Source organism: Vibrio sp. STUT-A11, from assembly GCF_026000435.1.
Classification (GTDB): domain Bacteria; phylum Pseudomonadota; class Gammaproteobacteria; order Enterobacterales; family Vibrionaceae; genus Vibrio.
In genome coordinates, this window is record NZ_AP026763.1 from 56,846 (window position 1) to 71,238 (window position 14,393).

Sequence of the window (14,393 nt, forward strand, 5' to 3'; positions counted from 1 at the left end):
AAAAAAGGCTCCAAAGGAGCCTTTTATCTATCGCTAAGTGATTGTTATAACGATGAAATTGTTAATGGCCAGCCGATATCAGTCTGGCGGTTGGATTCAATTTCCAGCTCAGCAGCGGTCAGCGGGTTGGCTTTTAACCACTTTGCATCAATGCTTAGTGTCAGGTTGTCACCTTCGGCAGAAAGTACGACTTGAGGCTCTAAGCTTTGATTACGTCGATGAGTTAGCAAGACCGCAAGTCGCAGTAGACGCAATAGACGTTTTGCGCTGTTACCAGATAGGGCATGTTGCTCAGGTAAAGAGGTGAGCTGCTCACGGTAACGACGGGCGATTTCACCAATAAAGAATTTTTGCGCGCGAGTGAACCCCGGAAGATCTAAGTTCTGCAGTAAGTAGGCACTATGCTCACCACCTTTTTTAAAGTCGATAGTCAAGCCAATTTCATGTAACTTGGCTGTGGTTTCCAGTAGAACTTCACCCTGAGGCTCTGCAATCCACTCTTCACCACCGACTTGTTGCAATAGCTTGCTGGCCAGATTTGCCACTTGTTCACCGTACTCACAATCCAGTTGATAACGACTCTGAACGCTACAGATAGTGCGTGAACGGATGTCGCTCTGGCGTAACTCTTCGACCATTTCGTACACCAGACCTTCACGCAGTGCGCCGCCAGCCAGTGTCATCGCATCGATTTCGAGTAACTCAAACACCGCAATCAGAATAGACAGGCCACTAGGGAAGACCAGTGCACGTTCAAGCGTTAACCCTTCTATGTCGAGCTCTTCTAAATGATCGGCCAACATGGCTTGCTTTTGCAGGCGTTTGAGTTTGGAGTGAGTAATTACTTCGTCCATTCCCTGTGCCAGCATTATTTCTTGTAGCGCCTGGACGGTACCAGATGCGCCGACACAAACATCCCAACCCAAGTCGGTATACTGCTCTAATATCGGCTTGATGGTCTGTTTTGCGCCTTCAATGGCGGCATCAAAGTTACGCGCAGTCAGCTGGCGGTCTTTAAAGAAGTTCTCTAACCAGGTCACACAGCCCATTTTTAAACTGGTGAGGGCTTTAGCTTCGAACCCTTCCCCGATGATAAGCTCAGTGCTGGCACCGCCAATATCGACCACAAGGCGACGGCCACTACCACCAGAAGTGTGCGCGACGCCTTTATAGATAGTCGCGGCTTCTTCTTCACCGGAGATAACTTCGACGGGGTAGCCTAGAATTTGACGAGCTTTCTCAAGAAACATATCCACATTCGTCGCGGTACGTAATGTAGCGGTACCGACGATACGAATGTTCTGCTTAGGAATATCTTGCAAGCGTTCCGCAAATAGACTTAAGCAGTCCCATCCTCGCTGCATAGCTTCCATACTAAGAGAATTATGTTCATCCAAGCCCGCCGCTAGACGAACTTTGCGCTTAATTTTAGCCATTGTCTGAACGCTGCCATCGATGTGACGCACAACGAGCATGTGAAAACTGTTCGACCCGAGGTCGATGGCGGCGTATAGCGGTGATGATCCTGCTTGACTCATAGTCGGCTTCAGATTCCTTTATGATTGTTTAGGCGCTGATTGACGTGGCTGACGAGGACGACGTCCTTGTTGCTTACGGTTACCAGAGCGAGTTCCGCCTGTATTTGTGCGACGCTGTTGAGTGCGTGGCGCACGCATACGGATAGGAGCTGGCAGATCTTGAATCAGAGCTGACGCATCATATTCCGATACAGGGATAGTGTGTTCAATGTATTCTTCAATCGCAGGTAGGTTGATCGCGTACTCTTCACAAGCAAAGCTGATAGAGTTGCCGCTCGCACCAGCACGACCGGTACGACCGATACGGTGTACGTAGTCTTCACAATCGTCTGGCAGATCATAGTTGAATACGTGTGTTACTTGAGGAATATGCAGGCCACGAGCCGCTACATCCGTCGCCACTAGGATATCCACATCACCTTTAGTGAACTGCTCAAGAATCTTTTCACGTTTCTTCTGCGGTACATCACCAGTCAATAGACCAACACGATGGCCGTCTGCCGCCAGGTGACCCCAAACGGATTCACATTTATGCTTGGTGTTAGCAAATATAATCGCACGATCTGGCCATTCTTCTTCTATAAGTGTTTGAAGAAGCGCCATTTTGTCTTCGTTTGAAGGGTAGAAAAGTTCTTCCTGGATGCGGTGACCAGTTTTTTGCTCTGGTTCTACCACGACATGTTCTGGGTTGTGCATGTGTTCAAACGCGAGTTCTTGTACGCGGTAAGACAGCGTTGCAGAGAACAGCATGTTCAAACGCTCTTTTGGTTCTGGCATACGACGGAACAAGAAACGGATGTCTTTAATAAAACCAAGATCGAACATGCGGTCGGCTTCATCTAACACAACCGCTTGAATGTTATTCAGGTTAAAGACTTTTTGTTTGTAGAAGTCGATGATACGTCCTGTCGTACCGATAAGAATATCTACCCCGCCTTGTAGCTTAGCCAGTTGCTTGTCGTAGCTTTCGCCACCGTAAGCCAGTGCCGCTTTTAAGCCCGTACTTGCAATTAGAGTTTCAGCATCATTGTAGATCTGAATCGCTAATTCACGCGTAGGCGCCATAATGATGGCGCGTGGTTGTGTTGGTTTGCGACCTTCATGCTCCGGTGTCGTCATAAGGTGGTTGAACGTTGCAGTAAGAAACGCGAGTGTTTTACCAGTGCCCGTTTGGGCCTGGCCTGCGATGTCTTGGCCGGTGAGCAGTACCGGCAACGCCAAGGCTTGGATAGGGGTACAAAACTCAAACCCTTTTTTATCCAATCCATCAATAACTTGGGGCTCTAACCCCAAATCGGCGAACTTTTGCTCTGTGATATGCGTCTTTTTCATGGCTATAGAATATCAGCTAAAGCTTGCATTACGAAAGTAAATACATTCCAATAGGGCATCAAATTACTGGTTATCATCCAACCAGTTTCGAAAAACACATTGGAGTGGAAGATGAGTGATAAGATTTTGCAGCTAACTGATGACGGTTTTGATAACGATGTAATCAACGCTGCAGGCCCTGTATTAGTAGATTTTTGGGCAGAATGGTGTGGTCCTTGTAAGATGATCGCGCCTATCCTGGACGAAGTCGCTGAAGAGTACGAAGGCAAACTCACTATCGGTAAACTAAACATCGACCATAACGCAGGCACACCACCTAAGTTTGGTATTCGTGGCATTCCAACGCTACTGCTATTCAAAGACGGCAACGTAGCGGCAACGAAAGTTGGTGCTCTGTCTAAAACTCAACTTAAAGAATTTTTGGACGCAAACATATAATCACCAAGTGATTACAGATAAAACCGTGCAACCATCAATGCACGGTTTTGTTTTTCTAACTCTGGACTAGAATATTAATTAGTGCTAACTTATCGCGCGTTAATTGAACAAATTTCTCTTCTTGGTCGATCCTGTGACCAAATCCATCTTAACTAGAAAACAGATCTTATTTTGACTAAACAAGAATCCACTACCATGAACCTGACCGAACTGAAGAACAGACCTGTGTCTGACCTTGTAAAACTGGGCGAAAGCTTAGGATTAGAGAACCTAGCTCGCTTAAGAAAACAAGACATCATCTTCGCGATTTTAAAAGCGCATGCGAAAGGCGGCGAAGACATCTTTGGCGATGGGGTTCTGGAAATTCTGCAAGACGGCTTTGGTTTCCTACGCAGTGCCGATAGTTCATACCTTGCTGGTCCGGACGATATTTACGTATCGCCAAGTCAGATTCGTCGTTTTAACCTACGTACAGGTGACTCAATTGCTGGTAAAATTCGTCCACCAAAAGACGGCGAACGTTACTTTGCACTTCTGAAAGTCAACACGGTTAACGATGACAAGCCAGACAACGCTCGTAACAAGATCCTATTTGAAAACTTAACGCCTCTGCATGCCAATGAGCGCATGGTAATGGAGCGCGGTAACGGTTCTACAGAAGATATCACTGCACGTGTTCTAGATTTGGCATCGCCAATCGGTAAAGGTCAACGTGGTTTGATTGTTGCTCCGCCAAAAGCGGGTAAGACAATGCTTCTGCAAAACATTGCTCAAAGCATCGCATACAACCACCCAGAATGTGAACTAATGGTACTTCTTATCGACGAACGTCCGGAAGAGGTAACAGAGATGCAACGTCTGGTTAAAGGTGAAGTAGTCGCTTCAACATTTGATGAGCCCGCATCTCGTCACGTTCAAGTAGCGGAAATGGTTATCGAGAAAGCGAAGCGCTTGGTAGAACACAAGAAGGATGTGGTTATCCTACTTGACTCGATTACTCGTCTGGCTCGTGCATACAACACGGTTGTACCTTCATCAGGTAAAGTTCTAACAGGTGGTGTGGATGCGAACGCACTGCACCGTCCTAAGCGTTTCTTCGGTGCGGCACGTAATGTAGAAGAAGGCGGTAGCTTAACAATCATCGCAACTGCGCTAGTTGATACTGGTTCTAAGATGGATGAAGTTATCTACGAAGAATTTAAAGGTACAGGTAACATGGAATTACACCTGAACCGTAAGATTGCAGAGAAGCGTGTCTTCCCTGCGATTGACTTCAACCGCTCTGGTACTCGTCGTGAAGAGCTACTGACTAAGACTGACGAACTACAGAAAATGTGGATTCTACGTAAGATCGTTCACCCAATGGGCGAAACCGACGCAATGGAGTTCCTAATCGATAAGCTAGCGATGACGAAGACCAACGATGAGTTCTTCGATGCAATGCGTCGTCAATAACAGCTAAGTTCTTATTTTGCAAAAGCCACCACAAATAATGGTGGCTTTTTTATTGCTTTCTACCGATAGAAGCCGCAGAATGAGGACTAATGTTATCGGGAGGTTAACATGCAACAAGGAATGTTGTCGTCATTACTCCTGAGTTTGTCACTCGTGACTATACCTATGACCGCATCTGCGAAGGAAATGCAGGAGTCTGTGGTAGAACAGTGGCTTCAGGATACCCAAATACAAACCAAAGTCTCTGAACTTCTTGAATATGTTGTCAGGGATGAGGTTGACTCGCTTAAATTTTCCCTCAATCGACTGGCGTTACCTCAACAAGAGGTGGTGCGTTTCCGCTTACTTGAAAAACTAGAGCAGCAAAACGTAATTCTTACGCCGCGTATGGCTCTTTTTGTTGAATCGCAAAGCCGTATTACTCCCACTTATCAGGTGCTCGAGCGTGGCGATGGTTACGAATTCACAGTGCCAGCTTTTAACTTTCCTACCGTTGCAAGCCGTTTGATCAAGCGCTGGAAGCAAGACCAGAGCACGTTAGAATTTGTTCTTCAAGCGGAGCGCAAAGAGCTCGAACTCAGCCAGTGGCTATTGGCGGGTACCTCACAACAAACACAGGCTCGTGAATCATTATTGATTCGTGAATTAGATAGCTTGTCTCCAGGTGCATTAAATGCATTAACCGTACAGTTGACTCAAATAGATGTGACCAGTTGGCTGCCATCTACTGCAGTGGTTGCTCGCTTAGCTCAGGTAAGTCAGGACGAAGCAATGTACGACTTGTTGTGGCGAATGCGTGCCGATTACAATAGCCACGCAGAACTGGATCGATTAGCTCAAATAGGCGATACCTTTTCATTACATCAGTTGATGAACTCAACCGTTAATCCAACGCTCAAACCTTATGCGATTAGCCTTTTAACCAAAACCTATCCATTGAGCCCTGAAGTGAAGCAGTTCTTAATTGCCAAAATGGCGTTGTCAGGAGAAGCGACATTGGTGGCGAGAGAGTTAGCACAACAAGGGCATCAAAGCTGGCTTCAAGAGTTAGTTTCGGGGAATCATCAGGTTAAAGTGCGTCAAATCGAACAAGTTCTGAAGTAATACTACGCTTAAAACCCACACAAAATAGGAGGACCTTAGTGTCCTCCTATTTGATATACTGCAAAAAGTTTAATCAGTCAGCAGTCATGAAGGCCTATGAGTTTTAAGGATTTACGCGAATTTATCGACTACCTGGAGCAGAAAGGTCTCCTCAAGCGCATTAGTCACCCTGTCAAACCCGCTTATGAAATGACAGAAATCAGCGATCGTACCTTGCGTGCTGGTGGCCCTGCATTGCTGTTCGAGAATCCAATAGGTTACGATGTTCCCGTTTTAACTAACCTGTTTGGTACCCCGGAGCGTGTTGCGATTGGTATGGGGCGTGAAGACGTAAAAGAACTGCGCGAAGTCGGTAAATTGCTGGCTTATCTTAAAGAGCCAGAGCCGCCGAAAGGATTCAAAGACGCGTTAGAAAAGTTGCCGGTATTCAAGCAAGTCCTGAACATGCCAGCCAAGCGTCTGCGTAAGGCGCCTTGCCAGGAAATCGTCTGGCAGGGTGATGAGGTCGACTTAGACAAAATTCCCGTGATGAGCTGCTGGGCTGAAGATGTCGCGCCGTTATTAACCTGGGGACTAACCGTTACCAAGGGGCCGAACAAAAAACGTCAGAACCTTGGGATCTACCGTCAGCAAAAAATAGCGAAAAACAAAATCATCATGCGTTGGCTGGCACATCGAGGTGGCGCTCTTGACCTTCGCGACTGGATGGAAACTAATCCAGGCAAACCATTCCCAGTATCGGTGGCATTCGGTGCGGACCCTGCGACCATTCTTGGTGCGGTAACGCCAGTACCTGATACGTTATCGGAATATGCCTTTGCTGGCTTGTTACGTGGCAGTAAAACCGAAGTCGTCAAATCCATCAGCAACGAGCTGGAAGTGCCAGCGAGTGCGGAAATTGTGATGGAAGGTTACATCGACCTGAATGAGTTTGCTGATGAAGGCCCTTATGGCGATCACACGGGCTACTACAACGAAAAAGAAAAGCACCACGTCTTTACCATTACGCACATTACCATGCGTAAAGATCCGATTTACCACAGCACTTACACCGGTCGTCCACCCGACGAACCTGCTGTTCTGGGTGTAGCACTGAATGAAGTCTTCGTTCCTATTCTGCAGAAGCAGTTCCCGGAAATAGAAGATTTCTATTTACCACCTGAAGGGTGTTCGTACCGTATGGCGGTCGTCACGTTGAAGAAGCAATACCCGGGACATGCAAAACGCGTAATGATGGGTGTATGGTCGTTTTTACGTCAGTTTATGTATACCAAGTATGTGATAGTGTGTGACGAGTCAGTAAACGCGCGTGACTGGGATGATGTGGTTAAAGCCATGACTGTGAATATGGACCCGGTTCGTGATACCGTAATGATTGATAATACGCCGATAGATTCACTGGACTTTGCTTCTCCAGTGGTTGGCCTGGGTTCCAAGATGGGACTGGATGCGACCACTAAATGGGAAGCGGAACTGGCGACTCGCCCAGAAGCCACTGCTCCAGAAAGTAAGGCGATGACACAAGCTGACTTGGACTCCTTAAAAGAACAACGTCGTGAAATTATCGACATCTATTTACCACCGACGGCAAATAATCAGTTCGCTGTGGTAACCATGAAGAAAGACCAGGCTGGCCAGTCTCAAGCATTACTTGAAAAGTTATGGCAATACTTTGCTGATTATACCGACATCAAGTTTATTATCTTATGCGATGAAGACGTCAATGCCAGAGATTGGAATGACATCATCTGGGCAGTAACGACTCGTATGGACCCTGATAGAGATACTATCCAACTTCGGGGAAGTATGACGAGCAGTTCGAAATTAGCATTGGACGCGACGAATAAGTTTGCAACTGAGGTGACGCGCGATTGGGGTATCCCAATTAAGAAAGATCCTAAACTTGTGGCTAAAGTTGATGAGATTTGGAATCAGTTAGGTATTCTATGAGTCATACAGTCCACCTTCTGCCGATAAACGTATCATTTGAGGTTGAAGATGGTGAGACGGTGTTGGAGGCTGCGCTCAACAATAATATTCGCTTCCCTCATCGTTGCCGGGTTGGCGCGTGTGCCATGTGCATGTGTAAGAAGGTATCGGGTGAAGTGAGTTATCACCTCGACCCAATGCTAACCGATAAAGAACAGCAGCAAGGTTGGATATTTCCTTGCCAAGCCTATACAGAAAGTAATTTAGTGCTTACTTTTGATGAGTAAGCGAGAGGGACATCATGACCATCCAATGTAAAGTAAAGTCTATTCAGCCGTTAGCTTGTAATACTTACCAAATTCTACTTCACCCAGAATCACCTGTAACTTTCAAAGCAGGTCAATATCTTATGGTTGTGATGGGAGAGAAAGACAAGCGCCCATTCTCTATTGCGAGCAGTCCTTGTCGACATGAAGGTGAGTTGGAACTGCACATTGGTGCCGCAGAACATAATGCCTACGCAATTGAAGTAGTCGAAGCAATGAAAACCGCTCTAGAAACGGGTAGTGATATTGAAATTGATGCACCACACGGAGATGCGTGGATTCAAGAAGATAGTGAACGTCCACTACTACTGATCGCTGGTGGCACTGGGTTCAGTTATGTACGCTCTATTTTAGATCATTGCGTGGCACAGAATAAGACCAATCAAATCTATTTGTACTGGGGTGCTCGTGATGATAGCCAGTTATACGCAAAAGATGAACTTATCGATATTTCAGAGAAGTTTTCTAACGTTCACTTTATTCCTGTAGTAGAGGAAGCACCGACTGATTGGCAAGGCAAGGTTGGTAACGTACTACAAGCAGTGAGTGACGATTTCGAAAGTCTGGAAGACTATGATATCTATATAGCAGGTCGCTTTGAAATGGCGGGCGCCGCTCGAGAACAGTTTACTCAGAATAAGAAAGCGAAAAGCGAACGTATGTATGCAGACGCGTACGCTTTCATTTAAATACGGCTTTTATGGCATAAAAAGAGGGTTTTTTACCCTCTTTTTTACGTTTTTGATTAAATAATCATCGAGTGTTCGGTTTTTTGGTTTTTTTCAAAAAAAAGGGTTGCGCTACGATCGTAACTCCCTATAATGCGCATCCACCGACACGGCAGACGCGATAAGGCTTCAGCAGGGTCGGAGAGGTAAAAAGCTTCTACGAAAAAAATAGTTGAAAAAAGTGTTTGACACTAACAACCAAATCGCTAGAATGCACCTCCGCTTTGAGAGAAAGATATCTCTCTAAGCAAGCTCTTTAACAATATAGACCTATCAATCTGTGTGGGCACTCGTTGATGATAATCCAATTAGAAACTTCGGTTTCAAATTAGGTTTCAATGAAACGAAGTGACCATTGAATCGAAAGATTCAGCACAGTCAATTCAAACATTACTTTATGTAATGTTCAGTATTCATTGAGCCGACAAAATCTTAAATTGAAGAGTTTGATCATGGCTCAGATTGAACGCTGGCGGCAGGCCTAACACATGCAAGTCGAGCGGAAACGAGTTAACTGAACCTTCGGGGAACGTTAACGGCGTCGAGCGGCGGACGGGTGAGTAATGCCTAGGAAATTGCCCTGATGTGGGGGATAACCATTGGAAACGATGGCTAATACCGCATGATGCCTACGGGCCAAAGAGGGGGACCTTCGGGCCTCTCGCGTCAGGATATGCCTAGGTGGGATTAGCTAGTTGGTGAGGTAAGGGCTCACCAAGGCGACGATCCCTAGCTGGTCTGAGAGGATGATCAGCCACACTGGAACTGAGACACGGTCCAGACTCCTACGGGAGGCAGCAGTGGGGAATATTGCACAATGGGCGCAAGCCTGATGCAGCCATGCCGCGTGTGTGAAGAAGGCCTTCGGGTTGTAAAGCACTTTCAGTCGTGAGGAAGGTAGTGTGTTTAATAGATGCATTATTTGACGTTAGCGACAGAAGAAGCACCGGCTAACTCCGTGCCAGCAGCCGCGGTAATACGGAGGGTGCGAGCGTTAATCGGAATTACTGGGCGTAAAGCGCATGCAGGTGGTTTGTTAAGTCAGATGTGAAAGCCCGGGGCTCAACCTCGGAATAGCATTTGAAACTGGCAGACTAGAGTACTGTAGAGGGGGGTAGAATTTCAGGTGTAGCGGTGAAATGCGTAGAGATCTGAAGGAATACCGGTGGCGAAGGCGGCCCCCTGGACAGATACTGACACTCAGATGCGAAAGCGTGGGGAGCAAACAGGATTAGATACCCTGGTAGTCCACGCCGTAAACGATGTCTACTTGGAGGTTGTGGCCTTGAGCCGTGGCTTTCGGAGCTAACGCGTTAAGTAGACCGCCTGGGGAGTACGGTCGCAAGATTAAAACTCAAATGAATTGACGGGGGCCCGCACAAGCGGTGGAGCATGTGGTTTAATTCGATGCAACGCGAAGAACCTTACCTACTCTTGACATCCAGAGAACTTTCCAGAGATGGATTGGTGCCTTCGGGAACTCTGAGACAGGTGCTGCATGGCTGTCGTCAGCTCGTGTTGTGAAATGTTGGGTTAAGTCCCGCAACGAGCGCAACCCTTATCCTTGTTTGCCAGCGAGTAATGTCGGGAACTCCAGGGAGACTGCCGGTGATAAACCGGAGGAAGGTGGGGACGACGTCAAGTCATCATGGCCCTTACGAGTAGGGCTACACACGTGCTACAATGGCGCATACAGAGGGCGGCCAACTTGCGAAAGTGAGCGAATCCCAAAAAGTGCGTCGTAGTCCGGATTGGAGTCTGCAACTCGACTCCATGAAGTCGGAATCGCTAGTAATCGTGGATCAGAATGCCACGGTGAATACGTTCCCGGGCCTTGTACACACCGCCCGTCACACCATGGGAGTGGGCTGCAAAAGAAGTAGGTAGTTTAACCTTCGGGGGGACGCTTACCACTTTGTGGTTCATGACTGGGGTGAAGTCGTAACAAGGTAGCGCTAGGGGAACCTGGCGCTGGATCACCTCCTTATACGAATGGACAGTTTGCTTTCACTTTTTAAAAGTGAAGACAAATGAGTCACGATGAGTGTCCACACAGATTGATACGGTTTATGTAAAAGAGACGATACTGGGTCTGTAGCTCAGGTGGTTAGAGCGTTCGCCTGATAAGCGAGAGGTCGGTGGTTCGAGTCCACTCAGACCCACCAATTCCCTTCCCAAGGAGTTGGCATACAGTATCGACACACCTTGATGGGGCTATAGCTCAGCTGGGAGAGCGCCTGCCTTGCACGCAGGAGGTCAGCAGTTCGATCCTGCTTAGCTCCACCATCTTTAAGCGCATTAGCAATAGTGCTTTTAAAAATGGTTACTTCTTTGAAGTGATTAGCTCTTTAACAATTTGGAAAGCTGACAAAACAAACTTTGTTTTTTAGAAATAAAGATTTGTTTGTAAAGTTCTCAAAGTATTCCTAATGGAATACAACTAAAAACACATTCAAGTGTTCTTGGGTTTTGCGAAAGCAAAACATATTTGAGTCCGGCAAAATCGAAAGCTATCTCGCTCATTCAAATAATGAGATAGCAACTTTGGTTGTTTGACCGTTTGATTTCACTTTTTAAAGTGAAGACAAAATGCAATTCGAAACTCCTTCGGGTTGTATGGTTAAGTGACTAAGCGTACACGGTGGATGCCTTGGCAGTCAGAGGCGATGAAGGACGTATTAACTTGCGATAAGCCCAGATTAGGCAGTAAAAGCCACTTGAGTCTGGGATTTCCGAATGGGGAAACCCACTTACATAAGTAAGTATCGTTATGTGAATACATAGCATAACGAGGCGAACCGGGGGAACTGAAACATCTAAGTACCCCGAGGAAAAGAAATCAACCGAGATTCCGAAAGTAGCGGCGAGCGAAATTGGACTAGCCCTTAAGCTTTATAGGCGTTAGGTGAACAAGCTGGAAAGCTTGGCGATACAGGGTGATAGCCCCGTAACTGACGACGCATATTCAGTGAAATCGAGTAGGGCGGGACACGTGATATCCTGTCTGAATATGGGGGGACCATCCTCCAAGGCTAAATACTACTGACTGACCGATAGTGAACCAGTACCGTGAGGGAAAGGCGAAAAGAACCCCTGTGAGGGGAGTGAAATAGAACCTGAAACCGTGTACGTACAAGCAGTAGGAGCACCTTCGTGGTGTGACTGCGTACCTTTTGTATAATGGGTCAGCGACTTATATTCAGTGGCAAGGTTAACCATCTAGGGGAGCCGTAGGGAAACCGAGTCTTAACTGGGCGTTCAGTCTCTGGATATAGACCCGAAACCAGGTGATCTAGCCATGGGCAGGTTGAAGATTGAGTAACATCAATTGGAGGACCGAACCGACTAATGTTGAAAAATTAGCGGATGACTTGTGGCTAGGGGTGAAAGGCCAATCAAACCTGGAGATAGCTGGTTCTCCCCGAAAGCTATTTAGGTAGCGCCTCGGACGAATACTACTGGGGGTAGAGCACTGTTAAGGCTAGGGGGTCATCCCGACTTACCAACCCTTTGCAAACTCCGAATACCAGTAAGTACTATCCGGGAGACACACGGCGGGTGCTAACGTCCGTCGTGGAGAGGGAAACAACCCAGACCGCCAGCTAAGGTCCCAAATTACTACTAAGTGGGAAACGATGTGGGAAGGCTCAGACAGCCAGGATGTTGGCTTAGAAGCAGCCATCATTTAAAGAAAGCGTAATAGCTCACTGGTCGAGTCGGCCTGCGCGGAAGATGTAACGGGGCTAAGTAGTAAACCGAAGCTGCGGCAATATACTTTTGTATATTGGGTAGGGGAGCGTTCTGTAAGCGGTTGAAGGTGTGTGGTAACGCATGCTGGACGTATCAGAAGTGCGAATGCTGACATGAGTAACGATAAAGGGGGTGAAAAACCTCCTCGCCGGAAGACCAAGGGTTCCTGTCCAACGTTAATCGGGGCAGGGTAAGTCGACCCCTAAGGCGAGGCCGAAAGGCGTAGTCGATGGGAAACGGGTTAATATTCCCGTACTTCTTACAATTGCGATGGGGGGACGGAGAAGGCTAGGTGGGCCTGGCGACGGTTGTCCAGGTTCAAGTGCGTAGGCTTGAGAGTTAGGTAAATCCGGCTCTCTTTAAGGCTGAGACACGACGTCGAGCATCTACGGATGTGAAGTCATTGATGCCATGCTTCCAGGAAAAGCCTCTAAGCTTCAGATTGTAAGGAATCGTACCCCAAACCGACACAGGTGGTCGGGTAGAGAATACCAAGGCGCTTGAGAGAACTCGGGTGAAGGAACTAGGCAAAATGGTACCGTAACTTCGGGAGAAGGTACGCTCTCGACGGTGAAGTCCCTTGCGGATGGAGCTATTGAGAGTCGCAGATACCAGGTGGCTGCAACTGTTTATTAAAAACACAGCACTGTGCAAAATCGTAAGATGACGTATACGGTGTGACGCCTGCCCGGTGCCGGAAGGTTAATTGATGGGGTTAGACTTCGGTCGAAGCTCTTGATCGAAGCCCCGGTAAACGGCGGCCGTAACTATAACGGTCCTAAGGTAGCGAAATTCCTTGTCGGGTAAGTTCCGACCTGCACGAATGGCGTAATGATGGCCACGCTGTCTCCACCCGAGACTCAGTGAAATTGAAATCGCTGTGAAGATGCAGTGTACCCGCGGCTAGACGGAAAGACCCCGTGAACCTTTACTACAGCTTGGCACTGAACATTGACCCTACATGTGTAGGATAGGTGGGAGGCTTTGAAACCAGCACGCCAGTGTTGGTGGAGCCGACCTTGAAATACCACCCTTGTAGTGTTGATGTTCTAACTTGGTCCCCTCATCGGGGATGAGGACAGTGCCTGGTGGGTAGTTTGACTGGGGCGGTCTCCTCCCAAAGCGTAACGGAGGAGCACGAAGGTGGGCTAATCACGGTTGGACATCGTGAGGTTAGTGCAATGGCATAAGCCCGCTTGACTGCGAGAATGACAATTCGAGCAGGTGCGAAAGCAGGTCATAGTGATCCGGTGGTTCTGAATGGAAGGGCCATCGCTCAACGGATAAAAGGTACTCCGGGGATAACAGGCTGATACCGCCCAAGAGTTCATATCGACGGCGGTGTTTGGCACCTCGATGTCGGCTCATCACATCCTGGGGCTGAAGTCGGTCCCAAGGGTATGGCTGTTCGCCATTTAAAGTGGTACGCGAGCTGGGTTTAGAACGTCGTGAGACAGTTCGGTCCCTATCTGCCGTGGGCGTTGGAGAATTGAAAGGGGCTGCTCCTAGTACGAGAGGACCGGAGTGGACGAACCTCTGGTGTTCGGGTTGTGTCGCCAGACGCATTGCCCGGTAGCTAAGTTCGGGATCGATAACCGCTGAAAGCATCTAAGCGGGAAGCGAGCCTTGAGATGAGTTCTCCCTGATACTTTAAGTATCCTAAAGGGTTGTCGTAGACTACGACGTTGATAGGCAGGGTGTGTAAGCGTTGTGAGGCGTTGAGCTAACCTGTACTAATTGCCCGTGAGGCTTAACCATACAACACCCAAGGGGTTTTGATGGACTCAAAGCAA

Annotated in this window: 8 protein-coding genes, 2 tRNA genes and 2 rRNA genes; 10 read left to right on the forward strand and 2 right to left on the reverse strand. The window is 47.6% G+C overall.

Annotated features, from left to right (window positions below; all coding sequences use genetic code 11):
• Nucleotides 1-44: 44 nt before the first annotated feature.
• Both gppA and rhlB read right to left on the reverse strand, forming a co-directional pair.
• On the reverse strand, nt 45-1,538 hold the full coding sequence (gene gppA / locus OO774_RS00260) for a guanosine-5'-triphosphate,3'-diphosphate diphosphatase (protein ID WP_264903678.1): 1,494 nt from the start codon (nt 1,536-1,538) through the stop codon (nt 45-47).
• Nucleotides 1,539-1,556: 18 nt separating this feature from the next.
• Complete coding sequence (rhlB, locus tag OO774_RS00265) at nt 1,557-2,870, reverse strand: ATP-dependent RNA helicase RhlB (RefSeq protein WP_264903679.1); 1,314 nt, start codon at nt 2,868-2,870, stop codon at nt 1,557-1,559.
• 111 nt (nt 2,871-2,981) lie between these two features.
• On the opposite strand from rhlB, the gene trxA reads away from it, so the two are divergent.
• The 10 genes from trxA (at nt 2,982) to OO774_RS00315 (ending at nt 14,358) form a co-directional block, all read left to right on the forward strand.
• Nucleotides 2,982-3,308: a thioredoxin TrxA gene (gene trxA / locus OO774_RS00270; protein ID WP_264903680.1), complete on the forward strand. Its 327-nt coding sequence runs from the start codon at nt 2,982-2,984 to the stop codon at nt 3,306-3,308.
• 195 nt (nt 3,309-3,503) lie between these two features.
• Nucleotides 3,504-4,763, forward strand: coding sequence for a transcription termination factor Rho (gene rho, locus OO774_RS00275; protein ID WP_038868581.1), 1,260 nt, complete (start codon nt 3,504-3,506; stop codon nt 4,761-4,763).
• Nucleotides 4,764-4,871: 108 nt separating this feature from the next.
• A complete protein-coding gene (locus OO774_RS00280; RefSeq protein ID WP_264903683.1) occupies nt 4,872-5,867 on the forward strand; it encodes a hypothetical protein in 996 nt (331 codons plus the stop codon).
• A gap of 96 nt (nt 5,868-5,963) precedes the next feature.
• On the forward strand, nt 5,964-7,817 hold the full coding sequence (gene ubiD / locus OO774_RS00285) for a 4-hydroxy-3-polyprenylbenzoate decarboxylase (protein WP_264903685.1): 1,854 nt from the start codon (nt 5,964-5,966) through the stop codon (nt 7,815-7,817).
• The gene (locus OO774_RS00290; protein WP_264903687.1) at nt 7,814-8,083 is read left to right on the forward strand and encodes a 2Fe-2S iron-sulfur cluster-binding protein; all 270 of its coding nucleotides are present in this window, start codon (nt 7,814-7,816) and stop codon (nt 8,081-8,083) included. Before ubiD ends, OO774_RS00290 begins: the two co-directional genes overlap by 4 nt.
• A 14-nt stretch (nt 8,084-8,097) precedes the next feature.
• Nucleotides 8,098-8,811, forward strand: a complete 714-nt coding sequence (gene fre / locus OO774_RS00295) for an NAD(P)H-flavin reductase (protein WP_264903689.1) — start codon at nt 8,098-8,100, stop codon at nt 8,809-8,811.
• Between the two features lie 473 nt (nt 8,812-9,284).
• A 16S ribosomal RNA gene (locus tag OO774_RS00300) occupies nt 9,285-10,837 on the forward strand.
• Between the two features lie 101 nt (nt 10,838-10,938).
• A tRNA-Ile gene (locus tag OO774_RS00305) sits at nt 10,939-11,015 on the forward strand.
• Nucleotides 11,016-11,060: 45 nt separating this feature from the next.
• Nucleotides 11,061-11,136 (forward strand) — tRNA-Ala (locus OO774_RS00310).
• Nucleotides 11,137-11,468: 332 nt separating this feature from the next.
• Nucleotides 11,469-14,358 (forward strand): 23S ribosomal RNA (locus OO774_RS00315).
• Together the 16S and 23S rRNA genes with 2 tRNA genes alongside form the textbook arrangement of a ribosomal RNA operon.
• The last annotated feature ends 35 nt before the right edge of the window (nt 14,359-14,393 follow it).

Bases quoted from the DNA above. Each gene is read 5' to 3' on its own strand.
- gppA (WP_264903678.1), bottom strand. From the start codon at position 1,538: ATGAGTCAAGCAGGATCATCACCGCTATACGCCGCCATCGACCTCGGG.
- rhlB (WP_264903679.1), bottom strand. From the start codon at position 2,870: ATGAAAAAGACGCATATCACAGAGCAAAAGTTCGCCGATTTGGGGTTA.
- trxA (WP_264903680.1), top strand. From the start codon at position 2,982: ATGAGTGATAAGATTTTGCAGCTAACTGATGACGGTTTTGATAACGAT.
- rho (WP_038868581.1), top strand. From the start codon at position 3,504: ATGAACCTGACCGAACTGAAGAACAGACCTGTGTCTGACCTTGTAAAA.
- OO774_RS00280 (WP_264903683.1), top strand. From the start codon at position 4,872: ATGCAACAAGGAATGTTGTCGTCATTACTCCTGAGTTTGTCACTCGTG.
- ubiD (WP_264903685.1), top strand. From the start codon at position 5,964: ATGAGTTTTAAGGATTTACGCGAATTTATCGACTACCTGGAGCAGAAA.
- OO774_RS00290 (WP_264903687.1), top strand. From the start codon at position 7,814: ATGAGTCATACAGTCCACCTTCTGCCGATAAACGTATCATTTGAGGTT.
- fre (WP_264903689.1), top strand. From the start codon at position 8,098: ATGACCATCCAATGTAAAGTAAAGTCTATTCAGCCGTTAGCTTGTAAT.